The sequence below is a fragment of the Pseudoalteromonas sp. BSi20311 genome (assembly GCF_000239875.1).
GTDB lineage: Bacteria > Pseudomonadota > Gammaproteobacteria > Enterobacterales > Alteromonadaceae > Pseudoalteromonas.
Genome location: NZ_BADU01000105.1, coordinates 1 through 1,155, shown reverse-complemented (window position 1 = coordinate 1,155; position 1,155 = coordinate 1). Strand labels below are relative to the sequence as shown.

At 44.3% G+C, this 1,155-nt stretch carries 3 protein-coding genes; all 3 read right to left on the bottom strand.

Annotated features, from left to right (window positions below; all coding sequences use genetic code 11):
• Window positions 1-304, bottom strand: a 304-nt coding sequence (locus P20311_RS12140; protein WP_036985145.1) for a transposase, incomplete at its 3' end; no start/stop codon positions are given.
• A gap of 80 nt (window positions 305-384) precedes the next feature.
• On the bottom strand, window positions 385-735 hold the full coding sequence (gene tnpB / locus P20311_RS12135; RefSeq protein ID WP_010554756.1) for an IS66 family insertion sequence element accessory protein TnpB: 351 nt from the start codon (window positions 733-735) through the stop codon (window positions 385-387).
• On the bottom strand, window positions 732-1,073 hold the full coding sequence (locus P20311_RS12130; RefSeq protein ID WP_008467385.1) for a hypothetical protein: 342 nt from the start codon (window positions 1,071-1,073) through the stop codon (window positions 732-734). The genes tnpB and P20311_RS12130 overlap by 4 nt, the downstream gene beginning before the upstream one ends.
• Window positions 1,074-1,155: the final 82 nt, after the last annotated feature.

The following is a 1,155-nucleotide window of genomic DNA, read 5'->3' as shown; positions in this document are numbered from 1 at the left end:
CACAGGTTTTGTCGATGATGTCGTGAATAACCTGCTCACGAGGTAAGTCTTTTGGCAGTGGCTTACGCACCGGCTTTTTACGGGTATAGCTAATGGATTGTTGCTCTGCCTCAACTTCCTCAACAATTTCTTCCACTTCATTGAATAACTCGCCTTGCCCGGCAAAGCCTTCAGCACTTTTGCCGAATTGTTTTTGTTGGGCCAAGCTCCAGCGCTCTTCCAATGCCGCAATCTGGGCATCCTTCTGCGCTAACAGTTTTTCAAGTTCAGCAATGCGCTGTTTAAGGGCGAGTTCATTTTTCATGACGCCTATTTTAAGGCATCATCAAAGGCTTTGCAGTGCTAACTGAACTCACTTTGATGATCATCAATCGATCGCAAATATTAAAGCATTTGCTTACCTGCGACATCAATTTTACTGTGTCCAATCACATCATAACCCGATAATAACCAGTGTAATTGCTGCTCGCTTAAGGTCATGGTGGGTGACATGAGTTTGGGCCATTTGAACTTATGCTTATCTAATCGCTTATACCACAGTGCAAAACCGGTGTTATCCCAGTAAAGCAGTTTGAGTTTGTCACGGCCTTTATTACAAAACACAAATAGCGCACCACTGAGCACGGGTAGTTCAAGCTCTGCTTCCACCAACGCCGCCAGACCATTAATTGATTTTCGAAAATCAACGGCATCGGCACATAAATAGACGGTGGGTACATCAACGAACATCCTCATACCGTTAGCCCTTTAATAATGGCAACGATATCGGCCGTCGCTAAATCGATAGGAAACGTGAGTTGGCCGGTTAGCGTATCAAACTGCAGCGTATTTTGACGAGTTTGCGCGCAGACTTCAGTAGTTTGTTTTACCTGGACAAAACGTGATGATGTAAGGCACTGCGTGTGCACTGGCAAGGTGGAATTAGGCTGGTCTTTTGCCAGTAAAGCACGTTGTTTATAATAAGTCGTAATAGCGACATTATGGTGTTGGCAGAATTCAATATTAGTACCACTAAACGTACTGCGTTTCAGCAAAAGCTGCTGCCACTGTGCGCTTGTTCTGTAAGTTTTCATCACCTGCTCCGAATTTATCATTGAGCAGGTATTTTTAGATAATCAGAACATCGATGCTAGGTGTGGTTCGCTAGACGCTTAC